Here is a 22308-nt window from a genome sequence, read left to right on the forward strand (position 1 = left end):
ATGACCAGAGGCGCGCCGGCAAGCCATCCGGGAGACCTGACGTGAGGGGAGGGGCATGACAGCGCTAGCCGTCATCGAGTCCGAGGTGCGCGAGCTGATCCGGCGCTCGGGCGTCGATCCGGTGCGCGACCGCTCCGGCGTCGTGACCCTGGTGCGCGACGTGATCGACGACTACGAGACGCGCTCGGTCCATGGCGGGCTGCCCCTGCTGCGCGACGTCGACGGTGTGCTGAAGTCGGTGCTGGACTCGGTGTCCGGCTACGGCCCGCTGCAGCCGTACTTCGACGACCCCCTCGTCGAGGAGATCTGGATCAACGAGCCCACCAAGGTGTTCGTGGCGCGGGCCGGCATCTCCGAGCTGACCTCGACGATCCTCACCGCCGACGGGGTGCGTGACCTGGTCGAGCGGATGCTCAAGTCCTCCGGCCGCCGCGTGGACCTGTCGTCGCCGTTCGTCGACGCGACGCTGCCGGACGGCAGCCGGCTGCACGTCGTGATCCCGGACATCACCCGCGAGCACTGGCAGGTCAACATCCGTCGGTTCGTCGTCAAGGCCACCCACCTGGACGACCTGGTCCGGCTCGGCACGCTCACCGAGCAGGCGGCCGCCTTCCTCGGGGCCGCCGTCGCCTCGGGCCTCAACGTCTTGGTCGCTGGGGGCACCCAGGCGGGCAAGACCACCCTGCTGAACTGCCTCGCCGCCGCGATCCCCGCCACCGAGCGGGTGATCACGTGCGAAGAGGTCTTCGAGATGAAGCTGCCGCTGCGCGACGTCGCGGCCATGCAGTGCCGCCAGCCGTCGCTCGAGGGCACGGGCGAGGTGCCGCTGCGTCGGCTGGTCAAGGAGGCGCTGCGGATGCGCCCGTCGCGCATCATCGTCGGCGAGGTCCGCCAGGAGGAGAGCCTGGACCTGCTGATCTCGCTGAATTCTGGCGTTCCCGGCATGGCGACCGTGCATGCCAACTCGGCGCGCGAAGCGATCACCAAGATGTGCACCCTCCCGCTGCTGGCGGGAGAGAACGTCGGCTCGCGGTTCGTGGTGCCGACGGTGGCGTCGAGCATCGACATCGTCGTCCACGCCGCTCTGGAGCGGGACGGACGGCGGCGGGTGCGCGAGATCGCAGCGGTCCCGGGGCGCGTCGAGGGTGATGTGATCGAGATGGCCGAGCTGTTCGTGCAGCGCGACGGTCAGCTCGTGCGCGCCGACGGGTTCCCGCCCCACCTGGACCGCTTCGAGCGGGCCGGCTTCGACGTGGCCGGGCTGCTGCGGGGGGCGGCCTCGTGAGCGGCCTGCTCCTCGGTCTGGTCATGGGCCTCGGCCTGTTCTGCATCTACTGGTCCTTCTGGCCGGCCGAGCCGGAGCCGGTGCGCGGGGGAAGGCACGGTCGGCTGGCGCGCCTCGCCGACGACCTGGCCCAGGCCGAGCTGTGCAGCGTGACCGCCACCCAGCTGGTGATCGGATCCGTCGTCGTCGGCTTCCTCGTGCTGGCGCTCGTCCTGCTGCTCACCTCGGTGCCGGCGATCGCCGCCTGCTTCGCGGTGATGGCCGGGATGGCGCCCGTGGTCGCGGTCCGGGCTCGCGCGCGTCGCCGTCGACGGCTGTTGCGCGACGTGTGGCCGGAGGTCGTGGACAACGTGGCGTCGGGGGTGCGGGCCGGGCTCGCGCTCCCGGAGGCGCTGGCCCAGCTCGGCGTGCGCGGCCCGGAGGCGTTGCGACCGGCGTTTGCGGCGTTCGGTGACGACTACCGCCTCACCGGCCGCTTCAACGACTGCCTCGACGCGCTCAAGGAACGGCTGAGCGACCCGGTCGCCGACCGGCTCGTCGAGTCCCTGCGCATCGCGCGTGAGGTCGGCGGCACCGACCTCGGGACGCTGCTGCGCACCCTGTCGTCCTTCCTGCGCGAGGACGCCCGCACCCGCGCGGAGCTCGAGACCCGCCAGGGCTGGACGGTCAACGCAGCGCGCCTCGCGGTCGCCTCGCCGTGGCTGGTGCTCGGCACGATGATGCTGCGCCCCTCCTCGGTGGCGGCCTACGGCACCTGGACGGGGGCGCTCGTGCTGGCGGCCGGGGCAGGAGTCACCCTGCTCGCCTATCACCTCATGGTGCGGATCGGGCGGCTCAGCGAAGAGCCGCGGGTGCTGCGATGAGTCCGATCCTCGCGACGGCCGGCTGGTCCTGGACCGGGGCGCTCTGCGGCCTGCTGGTCTCGACCGGGCTGCTGGTCACCTGGCACCGGCTCCCCCTCCGGCGCCGACTCACCCTCGCCGACCGGGTCGAGCCCTACCTGCGTGACGCCACGCCACCGAGCGCGCTGCTCGGCCGCACCGACGCCCGGCGGGTGTCCGCGCGCTGGCCGTGGCTCGACGACGTCGTGCGGCGATGGGCCGACCGGATCGAGCGGGTCCTCGGTGGCGCCGACAGCGTGCGTCGCCGGCAGCTGCGGTGCGGCCGACCTGCCGACGTGGACGCCTTCCGCGCCGAGCAGGTGGTCTGGGGCGCGGTGGCCGGCGGGGTCGGACTCGTCGTCGCCCTCGTCGTGGTGCTGCAGACCGACGCGTCACCCATCGGGATGGCCCTGCTCGTGCTGGTCGCGACCGGCTGCGGCGTGGTCGCCAAGGACCAGGCCCTCACCCGTGAGGTGGCCCGCCGCGAGGCGCTGATGCTCGTCGAGTTCCCCACCATCGCCGAGCTGCTGGCCCTGGCGATCGGTGCAGGGGAAGGCGCCAGCGGGGCTCTCGAGCGAGTGTGTCGCCTCTCGAGCGGTGAGCTGTCCCACGAGCTCCGGTTGTGCCTCGCCGACGCTCGGGCGGGGCTCAGCCTGCCGGCGGCGCTGCACCTGCTCGCCGATCGCACCGGCCTGCCGAGCCTCGCCCGCTTCGTCGAGGGCATCGTCGTCGCCGTCGAGCGCGGCACCCCGCTGGCCGACGTCATGCGCGCGCAGGCCCAGGACGTGCGCGAGGAGAGTCGACGGGCCGTCATGGAGGAGGGCGGGCGCAAGGAGATCGCCATGATGATCCCCGTCGTCTTCCTGATCCTCCCGGTGACCGTCGTGTTCGCCGTCTTCCCCGGCCTTGCCCTGCTGCAGATCACCGTCTAGCAATGCTTCCGTCCTTTCAGTCCAGCACGATCAGTTCCGTTCCACCACAAGGAGATCCGATGTCACTCACCACCTCGACCGACCGCCCGGGTGCCGTCACGGCAGTCACCGCGGCCTGCGCGGCGACCCTCGGCGCGACCCTGCACGTCCTGGGCGCACGCCTCGACGCCCTGCGGTCCGAGGACGCACGCGAGCGCGGTGACGTGCCGGGCTGGGTCATGATCACCCTGATGACGGCCGGCCTGGTGGCGGCGCTCGCCCTCGTCGCGCAGCCCGCCCTCACCGCCATGTTCGAGCGCGCGATGGCCAAGGTCGGCGGCTGACATGTCGTTGCGGCCGGACGACGAGCGCGGGTCGGCCGTCGCCGAGTTCGCCCTCGTCGCCGGCCTGGTCGCCCTGATCTTCATGGCAGTCCTGCAGCTCGGTCTGGCGCTGCACATCCGAAACACGTTGCTGCAGTGCGCCGTCGAGGGCGCTCGCTACGGCGCGCGCGCCGACGTCGCTGACGGTGCAGCGGTCGGGCGGGCCCAGACGCTCATCCGCGACTTCACGACGGACGCCTACGCCGGTGACGTGAGCGAGCGGACGACGACCGTCGGAGGCTCGCAGGTGGTCGAGGTCACCGTGCGCGCACCGCTGCCGGTGATCGGCACCCTCGGACCGCCGGGCGTCGTGACGGTGCAGGGCCGCGCCTACAAGGAGGGGCAGTGACGGCGCGGTCGGACGGTGCGCGACGACGGTGGCTCGGGCGCGCATCCGACGAGGGCAGCGCCTCGCTCGAGTTCATCGCCGTGGCGGTGCTCCTGCTCGTGCCGCTGATCTACCTCATCGGGACGCTCGCGCGGGTGCAGGCGGCGACCTACGCCGCAGCCGGAGCCGCGCGCGACGCCGGTCGGCTGTTCGTCGCAGCTCCCGACGAGGGAGCAGCGCAGTCGGCGGCGCAGGCGGCGTCCCGTATCGTCCTCGACGACTACGGGTTCGCCGACTCCGGCACCACGCAGGTGCGCTGTCTCGGCTCGCCCTGCCTCGCGCCGGACGCCAAGGTCCAGGTCGAGGTCCGCATCCAGGTAGACCTCCCGCTGATCCCTCGCTTCGTCCGCGGCGCGGTGCCCCTCGCCATCCCGGTGACGGCCAGCCACGTCGCCAGCGTCGACCGCTACGGGGTGGCCGCTCAGGACGCGGGCCAAGGGGCTGCGCCGTGATCGGCGCGCTGACCCGGCTCGCCGCCCGGGTGTGCGACCCCCTGGCCACCAGAGCCCGCTGCCGTCTGGGCGCCCTCCGGCACCCGCGGACGGACGAGGCAGAGAGCGGTCAGATCTCTTTGCTGTCACTGGGATTCGCGCTGGTGGCGATCATGCTCATCATCGTCGGGGTCGACATCACCGCGGTGCAGCTGGCCCGCACCCAGCTGTGGGACGCAGCGGACGGTGCGGCGCTGGACGCCGCGGACTCGCTGAGCGAGCAGACGGTCTACGCCGGTGGTCTCGGGGTGCGACTCCCGCTCGACACCGCGCGGGTGGCAGGAGCCGCCAGCGACTACCTCTCGGTCGACCGGCGGCCGCGCCTGGTCGACTCGTGGAGCCTCGGCGGTGCCACCGGGAGCCCGGACGGCGAGACGGCCGTCGTCCAGCTGGTCGGCCACGTCGAGCTGCCGATGCTCGGTCAGGTGGTCTCGGCGTTCTCCGGCGGCGTCACAGTCACCGTCACCTCCCGGGCGCGCTCCACGGTGCTCGACGCTCCCTAGTCGCCCTCCATCGCAGCCTGGGCCTCGTCGATGATCTGCTCGGTGGCGGCCCGGGCCGCGGCGGGGTCGCCGGCCAGCACCGCCTGGGCGAGGTCGCCGTGCAGGCGCACGGCGTCGGGGTTGGGCTCGGCGGGCACCAGCTGATGGTGGGTGCGACCCGCGAGCACCTCCTCGACGACGGCGTGCAGCGCGGCGAACATCTCGTTGCCCGACGCCTGCAGCAGGGTCCGGTGGAAGAGGACGTCGGCGGCGAGGTAGGCCTCGAGGTCGCCGGAGCGGGCGTGCCGGGTCATCCCCATCACGGCGCCGGTGAGGTCGGCGCACTGCGCGGGCGTCGCGTGGGTCGCCGCCAGCTCGGCCGCCACCGGCTCGAAGCCGCGGCGCAGCTGAGACAGCGACCGCAGCTGGTCGTGCCGCTCGGCCGAGTCGAGCCGCCAGCGAATGAGCAAGGGGGAGAAGACGTTCCACTCCTCGCGCGGGCAGACGCCGACGCCGACGCGACGGCGGCTGCGCACCATGCCGAGCGACTCCAGCACCCGCACGGCCTCGCGGATCACCGAGCGGGAGGCACCGAGCCGACTCTCCAGCTCGTCCGTCGCCAGCACCGAGCCCACGGGGAAGTCGCCGCGCACGATCGCCGTGCCCAGCCGGTCTACGACGGTGGCGTGCAGGCCCCCCTGCAGGCCGCCGGTCGCGCCCCTCTGCGGGTCGCTGGGGAGCGACCCGCCGCGGGCCTCGGGCGCCGGTGCCGTGGTCATGCGCACAGTGTTACCTACGCAGCCGAGAGGCGCGCGTCGGTGTCAAAAAGCATACGAATGGGTGGCCAGGGCTTGAAAGAGCGGCCCTTTGGCTGCACTCTGGTGGGCAGCCGGGCGCACCGAAGCGCCCACCAAGACCCAAAGGTCCCCCTCATGCTCGTGACCGGCGCCCCCGTCGCCCTCGGCCACCTCCTGACCGCGGACGCGGCCAACCTCAACATCCCGGCCGCCCGCCTCATCCCCGCAGCCCTGATCGGCATGGCGCTCATCGTGCTGCTGATCACGAAGTTCAAGCTGCACCCCTTCCTCGGCCTGACCATCGGCTCGCTCGCCGTGGCCGCCGTCGCCGGGGTGGACATGGGCACCGCCGTCGACAGCTACCTCAAGGGCTTCGGCAGCACGGCCGCGAGCGTGGGCACGCTGATCGCCCTCGGCGCGATGTTCGGCAAGCTGCTCGCGGACAGCGGCGGCGCCGACGAGATCGTCGACACGATCATCGGCCGCTCCACGACCAAGACGCTGCCGTGGGCGATGGCCGCGGTCGGCGCCATCATCGGTCTGCCGATGTTCTTCGAGATCGGCCTGGTCCTGCTGATGCCGGTCATCTTCCTGGTCGCCCGCCGCTCGCGGCTGTCGCTCATCCAGGTCGGCATCCCGGCGCTCGCCGGTCTCTCGGCGATGCACGGCCTGGTGCCGCCGCACCCCGGCCCGCTGGTCGCGATCGACGCCCTCAAGGCCAACCTCGGCATCACGCTCGCCCTCGGCGTCCTGGTCGCCATCCCGACCCTGGCCCTCGCCGGCCCGGTCTTCGCCAAGGTCGCCGCCCGCTGGGTCGACGTGCCCGCGCCGGAGCTGTTCGAGGCCGACGACCGCATCGCCAAGCGTCGCCCGACGTTCGCGATCACCCTCGCGACCGTCCTGCTGCCCGTCGTGCTGATGATGGGCAAGGCGATCGCCGACATCTTCCTCACCGACAAGACCAACGTGCTGCGCCGCTCGCTGGACTTTCTCGGCACGCCGCTGATCGCGCTGCTCATCTCGGTGCTCGTCGCGATGTTCACCCTCGGCCGCGGCGCCGGGTTCGGGCTGAAGGAGGCCTCCCGCTCCGTCGAGTCCTCGCTCGGCCCGATCGCCGGCATCGTCCTGATCGTCGCCGCCGGTGGCGCCTTCAAGCAGACGCTGGTCGACACCGGCATCGGCAAGCTGGTCGCCACCTGGGTCGAGGGCTCCGGCCTGTCCGTGCTCGTCGTGGCCTGGCTCGTCGCCGTGGTCATCCGCCTCGCGACCGGCTCCGCCACGGTGGCCACGGTCACCGCGTCCGGCATCATGGCGCCGCTCGCCACCTCGCTCAGCCAGACCCACGTCTCGCTGCTGGTGCTCGCCATCGGCGCGGGCTCGGTGTTCTTCAGCCACGTCAACGACGCGGGATTCTGGCTCGTCAAGGAGTACTTCCGGCTCGACGTCGTCCAGACCATCAAGACCTGGTCGCTCATGGAGACGATCCTGTCCGTCGCCGGGCTGGTCTTCGTCCTGCTGCTGAGCGTCGTCATCTGACCGGGACGGATCCGGGGCCGCACGGCCGCTCGTCGTGCCACCCTTGCACCCGTGACCTCGCCAGACGCGCCCCACGACGGCCCCGATCGTCCGGGCGTCCTGGGGTCGAGCCTCGTCGGGCCGCTGCTGATGATCCTGCTGATCGCAGTCGTCAGCGGCGTGCTCGCCGGACTCGTCGGCGTAGCCCTCAACCTGCTGCTCGCGCTCGTGGAGCGCGTCGCGTTCGGCGACCGCGCCGGCGAGCTGCTCACCGGCGTGGGGGAGGTGCCCCGGTGGCAGCGCATCGTCGTCCCTACGATCGGTGGCCTGCTCGCCGGCGTCGGCTGGTGGCGGCTTCGGCGGTCCGGCCCGCTCGCGCAGGTCCGTGACTCCCTCGACCCGACCACCGCCACCGATCCGGTAGACCGTCGCCTGCCGATCCGTCGCACGGTCGCCGACGCGGTGCTCCAGATCGTGGCGGTGGGTGCCGGCGCGTCGGTGGGACGCGAGGGCGCGCCCCGGCAGGTGGCCGCCGCGCTGACCGAGCTGGTCTGCGCCGCCGCGCGGGTCGTGGCGTTCGAGCGGCGGGTGCTGCTCGCCGCCGCCGCGGGAGCAGGTCTCGCCGCGGTCTACGACGTGCCGCTGGCGGGGGCGGTCTACGCGCTGGAGGTGCTGCTGCTCGCCGGGCCGAGCTGGCCACGGCTCGAGCCGGCTCGCGGACCGCGAGGGACGACCCGGTCGGGAGCGCGAGCCTGGACCTTCGCGGTCGTGATCGCCACCGTGACGAGCGTGGTGGCGACCCTGGTGACCCACGCGCTGGTGGGGAGCCGGCCGATCTATGCCGTGCCGGGGTCGGCGCACTGGTCGTTCGACCCGAGCTGGCTCGTGCTGGCGCTGGTGGTGGCACCGGTGTGCGCCGTCGGCGGCTGGTCCTTCCGCCGTGCCGTGGGGCTCGGTCGAGACCTGGAGCCGGGGCCCACCTGGCGGCTGCCGCTCGCGGTCGCGGGCGCGGGTGCCCTGGTCGGGATCGCGTCGTGCTGGTTCGAGGCGATCCCCGGCAACGGCAAGACCCTGGTCGAGGTCGCGCTCGCCGGGCACGCGTCGTTCGCGGCGCTGCTCGGCCTGCTGCTGCTCAAGCCGCTCGTCACCAGCATCGCGATCGGCGCCGGCGCCCGCGGCGGGCTGCTCACCCCCTCGCTCGCCACGGGCGCCGGCCTCGGTGCGGTGCTCGCCGCCCTGGCCGCCCTCGCGGGTCACGGCCTCGCCACCCCGCCCGTGCTCGTGCTGGTGTGCGCCGTGGGGGTGCTGGCGGCGACCGAGCGAGCGCCGGTGTTCGCCGCGTGCTTCGGCTGGGAGCTGGTGCGGCCGAGCCCCGCCGTGCTGGTGCCGCTGGTCGTGGTGGCCGTGGGCGTGTGGCTGTTCACCGCCGCGGCGGACCACGGCCGGGCCCGGCTGCACCGCTCGACGAGCCGAGGGGTGAGCACGAGGCCGTAGACTCGACCCTCGTGGCCCACGACTTCCCCGAAGAGCTTAAGACCCTGCGCGCGACCATGGACTCGGTGCGCGAGGTCATCGACCTGCCTCGGCTGGAGGCCCAGATCGCCGAGCTGGAGCAGCAGGCGTCGGCCCCCGACCTCTGGGACGACCCGGACCAGGCCCAGCAGGTGACCAGCGCCCTGTCGCGCGCCAACTCCGAGCACGACCGGGTCGTCGAGATGGACCAGCGCATCGACGACGTCGAGGTGCTGGTGCAGATGGGCCAGGAGGAGAACGACGCGGCGACCATCGCCGAGGCCGAGGCCGAGCTGACCAAGATCACCAAGGCCGTCGGCGAGCTCGAGGTCCGCACCCTGCTGTCGGGGGAGTACGACGAGCGCGAGGCCGTCGTCACCATCCGGGCCGGTGCCGGCGGCGTCGACGCCGCCGACTTCGCCGAGATGCTGATGCGGATGTATCTGCGCTGGGCCGAGCGGCACGGCTACCCCACCAAGGTGATGGACACGTCCTACGCGGAGGAGGCCGGCCTCAAGAGCGCGACCTTCGAGGTCAACGTGCCCTACGCGTTCGGCAACCTCTCGGTCGAGGCGGGCACCCACCGCCTCGTGCGGATCAGCCCGTTCGACAACCAGGGCCGCCGCCAGACCAGCTTCGCCGCGGTCGAGGTCATCCCGCTCATCGAGTCCGACGACACCATCGACATCCCCGAGAACGAGCTGAAGATCGACGTCTTCCGCAGCTCGGGCCCCGGTGGGCAGAGCGTCAACACGACCGACTCGGCCGTGCGCATGACGCACATCCCCACCGGCATCGTCGTGTCGATGCAGAACGAGAAGTCCCAGATCCAGAACCGCGCCGCCGCCCTGCGCGTGCTGCAGTCGCGCCTGCTGCTGCAGCGCAAGCAGGAGGAGGACGCGAAGAAGAAGGAGCTGGCCGGCGACGTCAAGGCCAGCTGGGGCGACCAGATGCGCTCCTACGTCCTGCACCCCTACCAGATGGTCAAGGACCTGCGCACCGAGTACGAGGTCGGCAACACCAGCAGCGTCCTCGACGGCGACATCGACGGGTTCATGGAGGCCGGGATCCGCTGGCGTCGCGGTCAGGACCGCGCGTCGGAGTAGCGGTCAGGCGCCGGCAGTGAGCCGGGGGAGCACGAGCATGTGCGCGCGGCCGCGGTGGTGCAGCAGGTTGTGCGTGCTCGCGAGGTAGGCACCCTCCTCCTCGGAGCCGCAGTGCGCGACCGGCAGCTCGCAGTCGTGGCAGTGCAACGACCAGGTAGCCCCCATGGTCGAGATGGTCGCCCTGGTGGCGATGGTGGTGTCGACGATGGTCATGTTGATCCGCCCCTTTGCGTCTCTGCCTGAGCCTCGGCCCGGCCTCCCCGGTGTGCCGGCGAAGGCTCGGTGCAGTTCTCCACGAGCTGCGCCTTCGCTGCGGTCCCGACAGGATGGCCGCTCCCGCCCGTCCTCGCCGGTAGATCGTGGCGCACGTCCCCCGAGTACGTCACCACTCGCCGGGAACAGTCACCTCACGGTCACCGTGCGTGCCACCCCTCGGGTGAACCGCAGGGCCCCCGCCCACCGGCTCAGCACGAAGTGGTCGTCCGTGACCAATCCGTGACCTACTATCTGTCCATGAGCTGGTGGCAGGGGAGTGCGACGGCCAACGAGGTGACGATGCTGCGTCGTCGCGTGCGGCTGCTCGAGGAGCAGGTCGCCGCGCTGGCCGCATTCACCGGCATCGACCCCCACCACCTGCCCCGCGAGGTCGACCCGGTGTCGCGCGAGGCGCGCCAGCTGGTCGAGGAGGGCAAGTTCATCGCCGCCATCAAGGTGCACCGCCAGCAGCACGGGCTGGATCTGGTCACGGCCAAGCGCGACATCGACGCGGTCCGGGCCCAGGTCGCCCGGCACTGAGCCGCCACCGAAGGAGCGCCGGGGCCTCGCCTGAGCCACCGCGTCCGGTTCGTCCCGGTTTGTCGCCGACGCAACGCCGAGCGCACGACGCCTGCGCCACGGCCTGACGCACCCGGCCTACGCTCGACGCGGTGCCCGACGAGCACCGAGGCACCTGCACCCGTGGGTCCGTCTCGCGCCCGACCGAGTTGATGAGGCCATGATCCGCTTCGAGCACGTGTCCAAGGTCTACCCGCGCTCCGCGCGGCCGGCCCTCGACGACGTCGACCTCGACATCGCCCGGGGCGAGTTCGTCTTCGTCGTCGGCGCGAGCGGCTCGGGCAAGTCGACCCTGCTGCGCCTGGTCATCAAGGAGGAGGACGCGACGAGCGGCACCGTCCTCGTGGCGGGTCGCGACTTCGGTCGCCTGCCCAACCGGCGGGTGCCGACCGTGCGCCGCGAGATCGGCACGGTCTTCCAGGACTTCCGGCTGCTGCCCGGCAAGACCGTGACGGCCAACGTCGCGTTCGCCATGCAGGTGCTCGGCCGCAGCCGCGGTCAGATCAACAAGGTGGTCCCCGAGATGCTCGAGCTCGTGGGTCTGGAGGGGATGGGCAAGCGGCTGCCGCACCAGCTCTCCGGTGGTGAGCAGCAGCGTCGCCATCGCCCGAGCCCTCGTCAACGGCCCGGCGATCCTGCTCGCCGACGAGCCCACCGGCAACCTCGACCCGGCCACCAGCCTCGAGATCACCGCGCTGCTCGCCCAGATCAACCGGCGCGGCACCACCGTCGTGATGGCCACCCACGACGACGAGATCGTCAACGCCATGCAGCGGCGCGTGGTCGAGCTGCGCGAGGGGCGGGTCGTGCGCGACCAGGCCCACGGGCGCTACCAGGTCGCTCTGGACCTCGCCGAGGTGGCCCCTGAGCCGGAGCACGCGGACCAGCGGCAACAGCCGCAGCAACCCCAGCAACCCCGCCCCGGCGAGGAGGTGGCCGGCTGATGCGCACGTCCTTCATCCTCGGCGAGGTCTGGACCGGACTGCGGCGCAACGCCTCGATGGCCGTGTCGGTGGCGCTGGTCACGATGGTGTCGCTGTTCTTCCTCGGCGTGGGCATGCTCTCCTACCGCCAGGTCGACACCATGAAGGGCTACTGGTACGACAAGATCCAGGTCTCCATCGTCTTGTGCAACGACAGCTCGACGGCGGCGACCTGCGCGAAGGGTGCCGCGACCGAGAAGGACCGGACCACGATCGAGGCCCAGCTGCGGGCCATGCCGATCGTGGAGGAGGTCTACTACGAGAGCCAGCAAGAGGCCTACGAGCGGTTCAAGGAGCAGTTCCGCAACAACCCCATCGTCGAGAACACGCGGCCCGAGCAGCTGAAGGCGTCCTACCGGGTGAAGCTCACCGACCCGAGCAAGTACGTCCTGCTGACCAGCTCGTTCCAGGGCGCCCCCGGCGTCGAGAAGGTCGAGGACCAGCGCAAGGTCGTCGAGCCGCTGATCGACCTGCTGCACCGGCTCTCGGTGTGGACCATCGTGCTCGCATCGGTGATGCTCGTCTGCTCGGTGCTGCTGGTGGCGACCACCATCCGCCAGACGGCCTACAGCCGGCGCCGCGAGACGGGGATCATGCGCCTGGTCGGGGCGTCGGCGATGACCATCCAGCTGCCGTTCGTGCTCGAGACCCTGCTCGCCGCGCTGACCGGCGCGGCGCTGGCCACCGGGCTGCTGTGGGGGGTGCTGCACTACTTCGTGGAGCGCCAGATCGGCTCGATGCTCATCCTCGGCGGGGTCGCCGTCGTCGGGCCGGGGGACCTGTGGGACATCGTGCCCTGGCTGTTCGGGGCCGCTGCGCTCATCGCGCTCGTCACCTCCTGGGTCAGCCTGCGCAGATACCTGCGCGTATGACTCTGTGTGAGTAGAATGATCACGGAAGGTAACGATCGGGCCATGTCTTGGCTCCGGTCGTCCAGCCTGGCATCATCACAAGCAGGACACGGGGCATGCTCGTGCCGGGTGGACACCTGCGAGCTGCAGCGGAGGACTTCATGAGTGCACGGCCCGGACCGGCGGGTCGCCGGCGTCTGGGGCTGCCCGCACTCCTGCTCGCCGCAGGGCTCGGGCTCGGCGTCGCACCCACGGCCACGGCCACGACCGACCCGGGCGGTGACGACCTCGAGGCTCAGAAGGCCGCGGTCGACGCCGCGGTGGCCCAGTTGCGCGGCCAGCTCGACGAGACCGACGCCGACCTCGCGACCGCTTACCTCGAGCTCTACCGAGCCCAGCGGCAGATCCCCATCGCCCAGCGCGCCCTCACCCTCGCCCAGCAGCGCGAGGCGACCGCCGTCGCCAAGGACAAGCAGCTGGCGGCGCAGCTGGTCGCCGCCCGCGCCGCCGAGGCTGCGTCCACGAAGCGGCTCGGCGCGATCAACGCCCAGATCACCCGCACCAGCACGGTCATCGGTCAGCTCGCGAGCGAGATGTATCAGCGCAGCGACCTGTCCGACATGTCCCTGCTGCTGCAGGCGCAGTCGCCCGAGGAGCTGGCCGACCGCTCCTCGATGATCGACGCCGTCAGCGGCATCCAGAGCCAGGCCATGCGCGACCTCGCCTCGGTCCGGGCCGCAGCGATCGCCGAGGAGGCCCACCTCGAGGCCATCCGCACGGAGGTCGCCCGGCTCAAGGACGAGTCGGCTGCCGCCGTCGTCGAGGCCGCCGCCGCCCGCAAGGACGCCGCCGCCGCGAAGGCAGCCGTCGACCGGCTCGCCGCCCAGAAGCAGACCGCCGCGTCCCAGGTCGAGGCCCGCAAGCAGGCCGAGATCGACCGGCTGGCCCAGATGGACCGCGAGTCCCGGCAGCTGTCCGCCCAGCTCGCCGAGCGGGCCCGGCTGGCGCGCGAGGCCGCCGCCCGCAGCAAGGCCGCGGCCCCACCCACCCAGGGCAGCGGCTTCCTCACCCGCCCGGCCAACGGCCAGACCACCTCCGGCTTCGGCATGCGCGTGCACCCGGTGCTGCACACCCAGCGGATGCACACCGGCCTGGACTGGGCCGTGCCGTGCGGCACCCCGGTCTACGCCGCGGCGGACGGCACGATCATCTCCCGCCAGCTCAAGGCCGCCTGGGGCAACCAGATCATCATCGACCACGGTCTGGTCAACGGCGTCAACCTCACGACGACCTACAACCACCTCTCCAGCTTCGCGGCCAGCGGGGCGGTGAAGCGCGGCCAGCTCATCGGCTACTCCGGCACCACCGGCTGGTCGACCGGCTGCCACCTGCACTTCGAGACGTGGAACGACGGCACCCCCGTCGACCCCAACACCTGGCTGTAGACCGTGTCGCTCGCCACGGTGTCGGCGCTGGTCGCCGTCCTGTGCGTGCTCATCTACTTCGGGCTGCAGGTGCAGATGCACCGGGCGCCCACGGTCTACGCGCCGCTGCGCAACGCCGCCAGCGACTACGGCGTCGGCCCGACCGCGCGGTCCTTCCGCATCGCCTCGCTCGTCGGCACGGCCGCGCTCCTCGCCCTGGCCGCCGCGCTCGCCGGCAGCGGGGTCTACGGCTGGCGCGGGGGAGTCGTGGCGTGGCTGCTGGTCGCGGCGGTGGGCCGCATCGGCGTAGCCGTCTTCCCCACCGACCTCCCGCAGGCCCGCAGGACCGCCACGGGGCGCCTGCACCTGCTGAGCGCCATCGTCCAGTTCGTCGCCCTGATCACGGTGGTCACGAGCGACGTCGCCGGACGTCTCGGCGTGACGGGTGTGCTGGCGGCGCTGCTGCACGTCCTCGGGTGGGTCGCCGTGGTGTCGCTGGTCGGCGTGATCGTCGCGCTGCTCCTGCCCGTCGCCCGGCGGTCGTTCGGTCTCGTGGAGCGAGGCTTCCTCTTCAGCGTCAACGCGTGGTTGGGGCTGGCGGCGGTCGCCGTCCTGCTGCGCGCGGGGTCCTAGGGGCACCCCCTATGCGTTGGCCCTGGCCAGACCAGGGCGGGTAGTCTCGGCGCCATGGCCAAGGAGCAGGGGCGCAAGGTGATCGCACAGAACCGCAAGGCGCGCCACGACTACCTCATCGAGGACACCTGGGAGGCCGGTCTCGCGCTGACCGGCACCGAGGTGAAGTCGCTGCGCATGGGCCGCGCCAGCCTCGTCGACGGCTACGGCCAGGAGTACCGCGGAGAGCTCTACCTCGAGGGCGTGCACATCCCGGAGTACACGCAGGGCACCTGGACCAACCACACCGCGCGGCGCCGCCGCAAGCTGCTGCTGCATCGCGAGGAGATCGACAAGATCCTCGTGAAGTCGCGCGAGGCGGGGCACACGATCGTGCCGCTCACGCTCTACTTCAAGGACGGTCGCGCGAAGGTCGAGATCGCGGTCGCGAAGGGCAAGAAGCTCTACGACAAGAGGCAGGCGCTGCGCGAGCGGCAGGACACGCGCGAGGCGCAGCGGGCGATGTCCTTCCGCCTCCAGCGGGGGGAGTAGACCAGATGGCTGGGAGCCCCGCGACGCCGCGGGAACGTCCGGGGGCTCCCGCACGTCTGCAGGGCATGACCACCGTGCAGAGCGTGCCCCTGTCGCGCCGACCCCAGCTGGTCGTGCTGCTCGCCTTCCTGCTGGCCGCCGCCGCGACCCTGCTCGGCGCGCCGCCGGCGCACGCGGCGGGCGAGGACCGGGTGACCAGCCTGGACGTCGCCTACACGCTGCGCCCGGACGGGTCGATGCACGTGGTCGAGGACTACGCGATCACCTTCGCCCAGGACCGGCACGGCATCACCCGCCTGGTCACGACGCTGCAGAACGTCGAGAACAACCCCGACGAGCACCGGGTCTACCCGATCTCCAACGTGACGGCCTCCAGCCCGAGCAACGCGCCGGACACGCTGCGGATGACCCAGTCCGGGGCGACGGTGTCGATGCGCATCGGCGTCGCCAACCGGACGGTGACCGGGCCCCAGCGCTACCGGATCAGCTACGACATCGGCCACGTGGTCAACAACCAGGGCGACCTGACCGAGCTGTCCTGGAACGTCACCGGCAACGCGATGGACTGGCCGATCGACAAGACCACGGTCACCCTGACCGGCCCCGGGCCGATCACCAAGGGCGGCTGTGCCCAGGGTGAGTACGGCTCCACCACGCCGTGTCAGGCGACCGAGGGCCCGCCGGCGACGTTCGTCGCCAACAACCTGGCCGCCGGCGAGGGGCTCACCATCGGTGCCGCCATGCCCACGTCGGCGTTCACCGACACCAGCCCCCAGCTCGAGTCCGGCAGCGCCGAGGAGGCCGCCGGCGGCGACTACGTCAGCCCGAGCGAGGCGAAGGCGCGTTCCTTCGGCGCTCTCGGCGTCGGTGTCGGCGCGCCGCTGCTCACCCTGCTGCTGCTCGGTGGTCTCGCCTACACGCGCGGCCGGGACGAGCGCTACGTCGGCCTGGCTCCCGACACCATCCCGGCGCCCGGTGAGCAGGTGCCCACCCGCCGCGGCGGTCGCCAGCCGGCGCTCGCCGTGCGCTTCAACCCGCCCGAGGCCCCGCCCGGGCTCGTGGGCACGGTGATCGACGAGCGCGCCGACACCATCGACGTGAGCGCCACGGTCATCGACCTCGCCGTCCGCGGCTACCTGCGGATCGAGCAGGTCGAGGGCTCCCGCCAGCCCGACTGGCTGCTGACCCAGCTGCGTGACGCGGACGCGACGCTGCTCGACTACGAGCAGACCATCCTGCACGGGCTGTTCGCCCAGGGGTCGCCGATCCTGCTGTCGCAGCTGCGCACCCGGTTCGCCTCGACCCTCGCCATCGCCAAGCAGGAGATGTATCGCGAGACCGTCGTGCGCGGCTGGTTCCGGCGCTCGCCGGAGGCCGTGCGGCGCAGCTTCTCCGCGCTGGCGGCGCTGCCGGTCATCGCGATCTTCTTCGTCTTCGCGTTCGGGGGTGGCATCTCCACCTCCACGGACCGGATCGCCGGGGTGAACCTGCCCGTCCCGACCGGGTTCGTCGCCATCGGTGGCCTGGCGCTCGCCGCGGTGCTGGCGAGCCAGCTGATCCGCCGGATGCCGGCCCGCACCGCCGCCGGCAGCGCCCTGCTGCAGCAGTCGCGCGGCTTCCGCGAGTACCTCCTCACGGCCGAGGCCGACCAGATCAAGTACGACGAGGCGCTCAACATCTTCCAGCGCTACCTGCCCTACGCCGTGGTCTACGGTGTGGCCGACCGCTGGGCCAAGGTCTTCGCGCAGGTCGCCGAGCAGGCTCGGCTCGAGGGCTACGACGTGGGCATGCCGACGTTCATCATGTTCTACGGCGGCGGCTGGGGTGACTTCGGCGGCGCCGGCGCGTTCGGCGACGTGATCGGCGACTTCGCCAACGCCGCGAGCGGCACCTTCACCGCGACCCCCGGCAGCTCCGGCGGCTCGGCCTTCGGCGGCGGCGACAACGGCAGCGGCTGGGGTGGCGGCGGCTCCGGCGGCGGCGGGTTCGGTGGCTTCTCCGGCGGTGGCGGCGGCGGCGGTGGCGGCGGGTCCTGGTAGCCCGCGGCTACGCTTCGGTCATGCCAGCACGCAGCGAGGCGGTAGAGCTCCCGGTCGGCGAGCGCACGGTCCGCCTGAGCAGCCCGGACCGGGTCTACTTCCCCGAGATCGGCTTCACCAAGCTGGACCTCGCGCAGTACTACCTCGCGGTCGGCGACGGCATCCTGCGGGCGCTGCGCGAGCGGCCGACCATGCTGCACCGCTTCCCCAAGGGCCTCGCCGGCCCCAAGGTGCACCAGAAGCGGGTTCCCGCCGGCGCGCCCGACTGGATCGAGACGGTGCGCCTGCACTTCCCGCGCTACGGCCTGCACGCCGACGAGCTGTGCCCGACCGAGCTGGCGGCGATCATCTGGGCCGTGCAGATGTCGACCGTGGAGTTCCACCCGTGGAACGTCCGGTGCACCGACGTCGACCGGCCCGACGAGTGGCGCATCGACCTCGACCCGATGCCCGACGCCGGCTTCGACCGGGTGCGCCGGGTCGCGGGCGTCGTGCACGAGGTGCTCGACGAGCTCGCCGTCGTGGGCTACCCGAAGACGTCCGGCGGCAGCGGGCTGCACGTCTACGTCCGGATCGAGCCGCGGTGGACCTTCACCGAGGTGCGCCGGGCCGCGCTGGCGTTCGCCCGCGAGATCGAGCGGCGGATGCCGGACGACGTCACGACCACCTGGTGGCGCAAGGACCGCGACCCGCGGCACGTCTTCGTCGACTTCAACCAGAACGCCCGCGACCACACCATCGCCTCGGCCTACTCGGTGCGCGGGGTGCCGACCGGCACCGTCTCCACCCCGGTGCGCTGGGACGAGATCGCGGACGTCGAGCCGCAGGACCTCACTGTCCGCACGGTGCCCGCGCGGTTCGCCGCGCTCGGCGACCTGGACGCCGCCATGGACGACCGGGCGTTCTCGCTCGAGCCGCTGCTCGCGTGGGCCGAGCGCGACGAGCGCGAGGGCGCCGCCACCCCGCCCGAGGAGGAGCGGGAGTCGATGCCCTGACCGGTAGCAAGGTCACGTTCGTCGGGGCTACACGGTGGCTGGTCAGGGAATGGTGAGAGTCAACGCTGTGTTGCCGCAGCGGAAGGCACCTCAGGTGACAACGATCGAAAGGACCGCTGTGTTCGACTCGAAGAAGCCCACCCCTGACGCCGCCGAGTACGAGGCGTTCTTCCCGTCCGAGTTCTCCCTCGGTCAGTACGTGCCGCCGAAGAGCGACTTCTCCGGCGCGGTGAAGAACACCGTGAGCGAAGGCCCGAAGAAGATTCTGGCCATCATGGTCGACGACCGTTACCTGCCCGTCGAAGGCGGCAAGCTGTTCAGCACTGGCAACCACCCCGTCGAGACCCTCCTGCCCCTCATGCACCTGTCGGAGGCCGGCTACGAGATCGAGATCGCCACGCCGTCGGGCCTCATGGGCAAGTTCGAGCTGTGGGCGTTTCCGAAGAAGGACGACGCCGTCAAGGAGGCGTTCGAGAAGCTGCTGCCGCAGATCCGCAACCCGAAGAACCTCTCCGACGTCATCGCGAACGACCTGGGCGACGACAGCGACTACGCCGCCGTCTTCGTGCCCGGCGGCCACGGCGCGATGATCTCGCTGCAGAACGACGACAACGTCGGCGCCGTGCTGCGCTGGGCCCTCGACGCCGACCGCTACATCATCACGCTGTGCCACGGCCCGGCCGCCCTGCTCGCCGCCGGCAAGAACGGCGAGTCGCCGTTCAAGGGCTACTCGATCGCCGTCTTCCCCGACTCCCTCGACGCCGGCGCCAACGTCGAGATCGGCTACCTGCCCGGCAAGCTGACCTGGGCGCTCGGTGACGCGCTGCGCGGCCAGGGCATCACGCTCATCAACGACGAGATGAAGGGCACCGTGCACGCCGACCGCAAGCTGCTGACGGGCGACAGCCCGCTCGCCGCGAACGCGCTCGGCAAGCTAGCCGTCGAGCGCTTGACAGGCAAGACCGCCTGAGAGCCACCGAGACTCTGAGGGCCTCAAACCCGATAAGCGGGCTCGAGGCCCTCAGAGCGTGATCCGGTAGCGACGCAGGTAGCCCTTGCCGTCGCGGATCACGTCCTGCATGACCCCGCCGCAGCGCTCGATGGTGCGCCAGGAGGCGGGGTTGGCGTCGTTGGCGGTGAGCAGCACCCGGTCCAGGCCCAGGTCGAGCGCGGTGGCGAGGGTGCGGTGCAGGGCCCACGCCGCGAGCCCGCGGCCGCGCTCGGACGGTCGCACGCCGTAGCCGATGTGGCCGCCGAACTGCTCGAGCCACGGGGGTTGAGGTGGTGGCGCAGCGCGATCGAGCCGACGTAGCTCGACCCGTCGACCATCCACCGGAACGTGCACGGCACGAACCCCTCGGGCAGGCGCTCGCCGCGCTCGCTGGCCAGCAGGTAGTCGACCCAGTCGGCGAACACCGCCTCGTCGCGCAGGTCGTCGCTCGGCCGGTCGGTCCACAGACCGGCGCCGTCCTGGTGGTCGGTGCCCCACTCGTCGAGCGACTCCACAAAGGAACGGTGGTAGCGGACGTCGGGGGCCACGAGCTCTACGGTCATGCAGCGACCCTAACGAACCGGCCGCAGGGCCAGGGCGCCCGGAGTCACTCCGCAGTGGGGAGAGGGCCTCCGCCCAGTCCCCAGACCGAGGCCTTCAGCGGGACGGGGGCGGCCACCGCGCAGCGGTAGGTCACCGGGTCGGTCGCGCGGTTCAGGCGCACGGCTCGCAGCTGCGAGTCCGGCCGCTCCACATCAGCTCCCACGTACTCGCGCACCGGGACGTCACAGTCCTGGCCGGCGTCACGGTCCACCCGGAGCTCCTTCCACGGCCCGACGTACTCCAGGTGGTGCGGGCGCGAGCAGGAGATGTCCGGTCCGGACTGGACGACGCGACACAGGGTCAGCGCGGAAGTGGACGTCGGGCTCAGCGCCGCCAAGGACTGCGTGGCGGCGCCGCCCGCCGCCGCCAGCTCCCCGGGCCGGGCGGCACACCTGCCACCCGACAACGAGCGCGTCACCAGGTCGAGCTGCCGCCCAGCGGGGTCGATGCCGAGGGCCGCCTGGACGGTGTCGACCGAGCACGGTGCGACATCGACGACCAGGGACGCACCTCGTGCCGAGCACGGGGTGACCGCGTCGTTCGACGAGACGCAGGTCGGGCCCGTGGACGGGGCGGGGTCTGGCTCGGCCCGCGTGGAGGTGGTCGACGCGAGCCCTTCGTGGACGGGCGCGGGGGAGGTCGTGGGCGCGACGACCGTGGTGGCCGGCCGACACTGGGCCACGCCGAAGAAGACGGCCACGATCAGCGAGCCGACGGCGGCGATGCTGCCAATACCCGTCCAACTCGGGTGGCTGAGCCAGCCCGACGTCGTGCTGCGCGCAGGGGAGTCCTGCGGGCCTGGGTCGTCAGGACTCATCAGGATCCAGCGATGGACACGTTCGTCACCAGCGCGGTCACGTCGTTGCTGCACGACGACGTGGTCTGCGTGGCACTGATCTTGATCACGGTGACGCCGGCCATATCGGTGTCCAGCTGTTGGCGCTCCTTGAACTTGATGCTCTTGGTCTGCCGCTGACGTCCGTCGGCCACCAGGGAGAACTCCACCGTGCCGTCCGACGTGGCGGAGTCCATCGACTGGGCGACGTCCACCTTGAACGTCCCCACGGTCGGGGCGAAGCGGTACTCCATCACCGCCACGTCGGAGCAGTAGAGCTTGGCCGCCATCGCCTGCAGCTGGGTGGCGGTGCCGGCCGGTTGATAGCTGCCCTCGGTCCACTTCCCCGGCGAGAAGGCGTCTGCGAGCACGAGCGTCCGCTGGGCTCCCTCGGTCACGCTGATGATCGGGCTCGTGCTGGTCGAGGTGGCACCGTCTGGGGTGGCGCCGTCCGGAGCAGCACTGCTGGGGGAGGTGCTGTCCGGCCCGGACCCTGTCGACGTGGTCTCGGTGGGCGTGGACTCGGTCGACGTGGACGAGGTCGTCGGCGCTGTACTCGCCCCGCTCGCCGTCGACATGGCCGTGGAGTCCGTCGGAGCCTCGGCTGCTGCAGACGCTGGGGTCTGGCCGGCTGGGCTGCCCGCGGGTCTGACCGATATGCCCCCGCACGCTGAGAGGGACATCGCTGCAGCGGCAACGACCGTGATGATGGGTGTACGTCGTGTCATGGTGTCCCCTGCAGCGTTGCTCCATGTGGTGGAAGCCTCATTGTGCACGGGCACGGCAGAGGTGAGCAGGGCACGACTCGATCGACGAGCGCTCGTGCCGCGGCAGCGACTAACGGATCGTCGCCTCCGGGTAGGACGCCCGCAGCGTGTCGATCAGCGCCTCCGGCACACCCCCGGGGGTCCAGCCGAGGACGGCGCGCGACCCCGCCCCGTCGACGTAGATCTGCTGGCTGAGGATGTCGGGCACGATGTGGCTCGGGTCCAAGCCGGCGGACTGACCGGTCATGCCCCAGCGGCGGCCGAGCAGCTTGACGCCCGGCGCGACGAGCCACCCCGGGACGTCGACGACCAGCCGGCTCTTGCCGAGGGCCGAGCGGATGCGGGTCGCGAGCTCGTGATAGGTCCAGTCGACGTCGGCGAGGGGGTACTGACCGCCGTGGCTGCCGTGCTCGAGGGCGCCCACGGCGGCCTCGCCGACCTGCCGGGAGGAGACCACCGAGGTCCCGCCGTCGAGGAAGAGGGCCACGGGGCCCTTGCGGACGACGTCGAACAGCAGGCGCTTCCAGTGCGGGACCTGGCCGGGAATGCTGCCGAAGACGTAGGGGATCTCGAGCACCATGACGTCCGTGCCACCCGCGGCGCGGCCACCGCCGGCGGCGAACGCGCGAGCGCTCTGCGCGAGCCGGGCGCGGACGTAGGGGTGGTGCGCGGCCAGGTCGAGGTCGGGACGCATCCGGGCCCAGGTCGTGAAGTAGCTGCCCATCAGCACCACCTGCCCGACGCCGGCCAGCCGGGCGCCCTCGACCAGTCGCTCGGTCGCGCCGACCAGGTGGGTCTCGAAGAAGGCGTCGGCCTCGCCCTCGTGGGTGGTCCGGTCGTCCGGCCCCATCGCGTAGACCGCGGCGTCGAATCCGGAGAGCAGGTGCGCGAACTCGTCGGGCTGGGTCGTCACCGCGTCGGCGATGACGACGGGCAGGTCGCGCAGCGCGGTGAGCGACTGGGGCGGTGAGTGCCGCGCCAGCAGGGTCACCTCGTGCCCGCGCTCGAGGAGCACCCGCACGGTCTCGTGCCCGAGCAGACCGGTGCCGCCGAGGACCATCACGCGCATGC

General features: G+C 71.9%; 25 protein-coding genes and 1 pseudogene. 20 read left to right on the top strand and 6 right to left on the bottom strand.

Annotated features, from left to right (window positions below; genetic code table 11):
- The first annotated feature begins 55 nt into the window (after nt 1–55).
- Genes MM440_RS11115 through MM440_RS11145 form a run of 7 tightly spaced genes read left to right on the top strand, consistent with a single transcriptional unit; the run spans nt 56 to nt 4842 of the window.
- A complete protein-coding gene (locus tag MM440_RS11115) occupies nt 56–1285 on the top strand; it encodes a TadA family conjugal transfer-associated ATPase (protein ID WP_241444362.1) in 1230 nt (409 codons plus the stop codon).
- Nucleotides 1282–2148 carry a type II secretion system F family protein gene (locus MM440_RS11120; RefSeq protein ID WP_241444363.1) on the top strand — a complete coding sequence of 289 codons (867 nt, stop codon included), beginning with the start codon at nt 1282–1284 and terminating at the stop codon, nt 2146–2148. The genes MM440_RS11115 and MM440_RS11120 overlap by 4 nt, the downstream gene beginning before the upstream one ends.
- Entirely contained in the window at nt 2145–3098 is a 954-nt protein-coding gene (locus MM440_RS11125; protein ID WP_241444364.1) for a type II secretion system F family protein, read from the top strand. Before MM440_RS11120 ends, MM440_RS11125 begins: the two co-directional genes overlap by 4 nt.
- Before the next feature lie 59 nt (nt 3099–3157).
- Nucleotides 3158–3421 carry a hypothetical protein gene (locus MM440_RS11130; RefSeq protein WP_241444365.1) on the top strand — a complete coding sequence of 88 codons (264 nt, stop codon included), beginning with the start codon at nt 3158–3160 and terminating at the stop codon, nt 3419–3421.
- Between the two features lies 1 nt (nt 3422).
- Nucleotides 3423–3809, top strand: coding sequence for a TadE/TadG family type IV pilus assembly protein (locus MM440_RS11135; RefSeq protein ID WP_241444366.1), 387 nt, complete (start codon nt 3423–3425; stop codon nt 3807–3809).
- Complete coding sequence (locus tag MM440_RS11140; RefSeq protein ID WP_241444367.1) at nt 3806–4300, top strand: pilus assembly protein; 495 nt, start codon at nt 3806–3808, stop codon at nt 4298–4300. The genes MM440_RS11135 and MM440_RS11140 overlap by 4 nt, the downstream gene beginning before the upstream one ends.
- A complete protein-coding gene (locus MM440_RS11145) occupies nt 4297–4842 on the top strand; it encodes a pilus assembly protein TadG-related protein (protein ID WP_241444368.1) in 546 nt (181 codons plus the stop codon). Before MM440_RS11140 ends, MM440_RS11145 begins: the two co-directional genes overlap by 4 nt.
- On the opposite strand, the gene MM440_RS11150 is transcribed toward MM440_RS11145, so the two are convergent.
- Complete coding sequence (locus MM440_RS11150) at nt 4839–5600, bottom strand: FadR/GntR family transcriptional regulator (protein WP_241444369.1); 762 nt, start codon at nt 5598–5600, stop codon at nt 4839–4841. The two genes, MM440_RS11145 and MM440_RS11150, sit on opposite strands and share 4 nt — an antisense overlap.
- Nucleotides 5601–5753: 153 nt before the next feature.
- Between MM440_RS11150 and MM440_RS11155 the strand changes: the two genes are divergently transcribed.
- The 3 genes from MM440_RS11155 to prfB are packed head-to-tail and all read left to right on the top strand — an operon-like array spanning nt 5754 to nt 9751.
- On the top strand, nt 5754–7154 hold the full coding sequence (locus tag MM440_RS11155; RefSeq protein WP_241444370.1) for a GntP family permease: 1401 nt from the start codon (nt 5754–5756) through the stop codon (nt 7152–7154).
- Between the two features lie 51 nt (nt 7155–7205).
- Nucleotides 7206–8627: a chloride channel protein gene (locus tag MM440_RS11160; RefSeq protein ID WP_241444371.1), complete on the top strand. Its 1422-nt coding sequence runs from the start codon at nt 7206–7208 to the stop codon at nt 8625–8627.
- Nucleotides 8628–8638: 11 nt separating this feature from the next.
- Nucleotides 8639–9751 carry a peptide chain release factor 2 gene (gene prfB / locus MM440_RS11165; RefSeq protein ID WP_241444372.1) on the top strand — a complete coding sequence of 371 codons (1113 nt, stop codon included), beginning with the start codon at nt 8639–8641 and terminating at the stop codon, nt 9749–9751.
- A gap of 3 nt (nt 9752–9754) precedes the next feature.
- Here the strand turns inward: prfB and MM440_RS11170 are convergent, their stop codons facing one another.
- On the bottom strand, nt 9755–9964 hold the full coding sequence (locus tag MM440_RS11170; protein WP_241444373.1) for a hypothetical protein: 210 nt from the start codon (nt 9962–9964) through the stop codon (nt 9755–9757).
- A 300-nt stretch (nt 9965–10264) separates the two neighbouring features.
- Here MM440_RS11170 and MM440_RS11175 point away from each other — a divergent pair, with 300 nt between their 5' ends.
- From MM440_RS11175 to hchA, 10 genes and pseudogenes are all read left to right on the top strand, one after another.
- Nucleotides 10265–10546, top strand: coding sequence for a hypothetical protein (locus MM440_RS11175; RefSeq protein WP_241444374.1), 282 nt, complete (start codon nt 10265–10267; stop codon nt 10544–10546).
- 199 nt (nt 10547–10745) lie between these two features.
- Nucleotides 10746–11123, top strand: a pseudogene (locus MM440_RS17380) (cell division ATP-binding protein FtsE); the annotation flags it as partial.
- Between the two features lie 46 nt (nt 11124–11169).
- On the top strand, nt 11170–11529 hold the full coding sequence (locus MM440_RS17385; protein ID WP_338155647.1) for an FtsE family protein: 360 nt from the start codon (nt 11170–11172) through the stop codon (nt 11527–11529).
- Entirely contained in the window at nt 11529–12440 is a 912-nt protein-coding gene (gene ftsX, locus MM440_RS11185) for a permease-like cell division protein FtsX (RefSeq protein WP_241444375.1), read from the top strand. Before MM440_RS17385 ends, ftsX begins: the two co-directional genes overlap by 1 nt.
- 140 nt (nt 12441–12580) lie before the next feature.
- Nucleotides 12581–13864, top strand: a complete 1284-nt coding sequence (locus MM440_RS11190) for a M23 family metallopeptidase (RefSeq protein ID WP_241444376.1) — start codon at nt 12581–12583, stop codon at nt 13862–13864.
- Between the two features lie 3 nt (nt 13865–13867).
- Nucleotides 13868–14476, top strand: a complete 609-nt coding sequence (locus tag MM440_RS11195) for a DUF998 domain-containing protein (protein ID WP_241444377.1) — start codon at nt 13868–13870, stop codon at nt 14474–14476.
- Between the two features lie 54 nt (nt 14477–14530).
- Nucleotides 14531–15007: an SsrA-binding protein SmpB gene (gene smpB, locus MM440_RS11200; protein WP_241444378.1), complete on the top strand. Its 477-nt coding sequence runs from the start codon at nt 14531–14533 to the stop codon at nt 15005–15007.
- Between the two features lie 65 nt (nt 15008–15072).
- Nucleotides 15073–17046 carry a DUF2207 domain-containing protein gene (locus tag MM440_RS11205; protein ID WP_277626591.1) on the top strand — a complete coding sequence of 658 codons (1974 nt, stop codon included), beginning with the start codon at nt 15073–15075 and terminating at the stop codon, nt 17044–17046.
- A gap of 20 nt (nt 17047–17066) precedes the next feature.
- Nucleotides 17067–18041, top strand: a complete 975-nt coding sequence (ligD, locus tag MM440_RS11210; RefSeq protein WP_241444379.1) for a non-homologous end-joining DNA ligase — start codon at nt 17067–17069, stop codon at nt 18039–18041.
- A 118-nt stretch (nt 18042–18159) separates the two neighbouring features.
- Entirely contained in the window at nt 18160–19011 is an 852-nt protein-coding gene (gene hchA / locus MM440_RS11215; protein ID WP_241444380.1) for a glyoxalase III HchA, read from the top strand.
- 51 nt (nt 19012–19062) lie between these two features.
- On the opposite strand, the gene MM440_RS11220 is transcribed toward hchA, so the two are convergent.
- The 4 genes from MM440_RS11220 to MM440_RS11235 form a co-directional block, all read right to left on the bottom strand.
- Entirely contained in the window at nt 19063–19386 is a 324-nt protein-coding gene (locus MM440_RS11220; protein WP_241444381.1) for a GNAT family N-acetyltransferase, read from the bottom strand.
- A 253-nt stretch (nt 19387–19639) separates the two neighbouring features.
- Nucleotides 19640–20452: a hypothetical protein gene (locus MM440_RS11225; protein WP_241444382.1), complete on the bottom strand. Its 813-nt coding sequence runs from the start codon at nt 20450–20452 to the stop codon at nt 19640–19642.
- Nucleotides 20452–21048: a hypothetical protein gene (locus MM440_RS11230; protein WP_241444383.1), complete on the bottom strand. Its 597-nt coding sequence runs from the start codon at nt 21046–21048 to the stop codon at nt 20452–20454. Before MM440_RS11230 ends, MM440_RS11225 begins: the two co-directional genes overlap by 1 nt.
- A gap of 259 nt (nt 21049–21307) precedes the next feature.
- A complete protein-coding gene (locus MM440_RS11235; RefSeq protein ID WP_241444384.1) occupies nt 21308–22306 on the bottom strand; it encodes an NAD-dependent epimerase/dehydratase family protein in 999 nt (332 codons plus the stop codon).
- Nucleotides 22307–22308: the final 2 nt, after the last annotated feature.

The sequence above is a fragment of the Arsenicicoccus piscis genome, assembly GCF_022568835.1.
In the GTDB taxonomy this organism is placed as follows: Bacteria; Actinomycetota; Actinomycetes; order Actinomycetales; family Dermatophilaceae; genus Arsenicicoccus; species Arsenicicoccus piscis.